The organism is Palleronia caenipelagi, assembly GCF_007004065.1.
Taxonomy (GTDB): domain Bacteria; phylum Pseudomonadota; class Alphaproteobacteria; order Rhodobacterales; family Rhodobacteraceae; genus Palleronia; species Palleronia caenipelagi.
Window position 1 is genome coordinate 1 of sequence record NZ_VFSV01000118.1, and the last position, 2,275, is coordinate 2,275.

Consider the following 2,275-nt stretch of genomic DNA (forward strand, 5'->3'; position numbering starts at 1 on the left):
AAGAAGGGGCCGGGTTTCCGTGTTGTATCATGCGGCATCCTCCCAAGGTGGTGCGCGGGATTTGGGTGTTTGACTGCGCAGGAAGGTCTCAATGATGACCATCGCGTCGCCGCATTTGGGGCAAGACTGTTTCGCGTGCCGCTCGTCGTTGCCGTCACTTGTCCCTTCGTCTGATGTTTGCGCCGGTTCTGGCGCTGCATCCAACAAGCGCCTGATCTTCTCGATCCTGTCTCGCCGGATGCCATTGGCGAGGAAGCCTGCATGGCGGATGCGGTGGAAGCCGGGCGGCAGGACATGGATCAGGAACCGGCGGATAAACTCATCGGTGGGCAGGCGCATGACCTTCATCCTGTCACCGCGCTTGATGCGGTAGTCTTTCCAGCGGAACGCCACGGTGCCCTCGTCGGCACTGAGCAGGCGATGGTTGGAGATGGCGACGCGGTGGGTATAGCGGCTGAGATAGGCCAGCACGGCTTCGGGTCCGCCGAAGGGTGGCTTGGCGTCGTGTCGAAGACGCGCCTCCGGCACGATGACGACCCAGTCGGTTTTGCGCAGCGGCGCAAGACGGGTCGCGAAGGCGTCTGGCTCTGCCAGCCCCCCCAGATCACCGAAGAAGCGCAGCTTGCCGGTCCGGTGCAACCTCATCAGACCTTCGAGGAACAATCGCCGGAACAGCCGCGACAAAACCTTCACTGGCAGGAAGAATCCAGATCTGCACGCAATCCAGCCGGTGCCGTCTGGAGACACGCCACCACCCGGCACGATCACATGCACATGCGGATGGTGGGTCATGGCGGACCCCCATGTGTGTAGCACGCCGGTCATACCGATCCGCGCGCCGAGATGCTTCGGATCCGCGGCGATGGTCAGGAGCGTCTGTGCTGACGTCTTGAACAGCAAACCGTAGACTGCCGCCTTGTTCCAATAGGCGATCTGCGCGATCTCGGCTGGGAGCGTGAAGACGACATGGAAGTACTCGACCGGCAGCAGGTCTTCCATGCGTGCCTGCATCCAGTCCCGCGCAGTGGCCCCCTGACATTTCGGGCAATGCCGGTTACGGCACGAGTTATAAGCGATGTGCTCGTGGCCGCATTTGTTGCAGGTCGCGACGTGCCCGCCGAGCGCAGCGGTGCGGCAGGTCTCGATGGCGGACATCACCTTCAGTTGTGGCAGGTTCAGATGTCCGGCATTCTCACAGCGATAGGTATCCCCATAGGCGCGGAAGATATCCGCGACCTCCAGCTTTGGGCGGGGCATCGGGCCAGGATCAGCCGGGTGCTGCTTCCCGCCTCACCAGCAGATCGAGCGGGCTGGTCACATCCTGGATCATCTTGGTCGCCACCTTGGTGTAAATCGTCGTGGTCTCCAGCTTGGCGTGCCCGAGCAGCACCTGAATGACCCGGATGTCCGTCCCGCCCTCCAGCAGATGCGTCGCAAAGCTGTGCCGCAGGGTATGAGGCGACACATTCTTCCTGATCTCCGCGAAGTCGCAGGCCACCCCGAAGGCGCGATTGAACTGTCGCGTCGAGATCGGGTCGACCCGGTTGCGGCCCGGAAACAGCCAGCCAGCGGGCCGCGCCTCGCGATAATAGTCACGCAGCAATTCCAGAAGAGCCGGCGACAGCATCACATGGCGATCCTTGCGGCCCTTGCCTTGCTCGATCCGGATCAGCATTCGGTCACTGTCGATGTCGCCGACCTTCAGATGGGTGACCTCGCTTGCCCTGAGCCCACCACCATAGGCCACGCTGAAAGCTGCCCGGTATCTCAGCCCGGGTCCCGGTGCCGCTTCAAGAATGCGCGTGACCTCCTCGGCGCTCAGCACCACGGGGATCTTCTTCGCCGCCCGCTGGTAGCGCATATGCCGCTTCATCTCCGGGCGTGGGCACGTCGTTGCAAAAAAGAAGCTCAGCACCGTTAGGCGATTGTTGAAGGTCGGCGCGCCAACGCCGCGCTCCTTCATATCCAGTTGAAACGCCCGAAGCTCCTCCGGTGTCGCGCTATCCGGTGAATGGCCCAGATACCGCGTGAACTCCCGCATCGCTCGCAGATACATCGTCTGCGTCTTCGGTTGCAGCCCTTTGATCTGCATGTCTTCGAGAAAGCGCTGGCGTAGTTTGGGAACATAATGATCTGACATCGAAACCTCCTGTCGTCAGATTGAGAAGGTCCCAATCGTCAGACAGGTGCGTCAGTTCGCAAAATCTACGTTGCTCACATCAGCGCACAACACCCGCCACAAGCGCCCATACCGCGCGAGCGGTTTCGTCCTCGT

Annotated in this window: 2 protein-coding genes; both read right to left on the minus strand. The window is 61.6% G+C overall.

Translation table 11 applies throughout. The features are described from left to right. Positions 1-27 precede the first annotated feature (27 nt). On the minus strand, positions 28-1,257 hold the full coding sequence (locus tag FEV53_RS20055; RefSeq protein WP_142836393.1) for an IS91 family transposase: 1,230 nt from the start codon (positions 1,255-1,257) through the stop codon (positions 28-30). A gap of 10 nt (positions 1,258-1,267) precedes the next feature. Beyond that, entirely contained in the window at positions 1,268-2,140 is an 873-nt protein-coding gene (locus FEV53_RS20060; protein ID WP_142836394.1) for a tyrosine-type recombinase/integrase, read from the minus strand. Positions 2,141-2,275 lie beyond the last annotated feature (135 nt).

Excerpts from the sequence above, each read along its gene's own strand:
- FEV53_RS20055 (WP_142836393.1), bottom strand. The coding sequence starts at position 1,257 with ATGCCCCGCCCAAAGCTGGAGGTCGCGGATATCTTCCGCGCCTATGGG.
- FEV53_RS20060 (WP_142836394.1), bottom strand. The coding sequence starts at position 2,140 with ATGTCAGATCATTATGTTCCCAAACTACGCCAGCGCTTTCTCGAAGAC.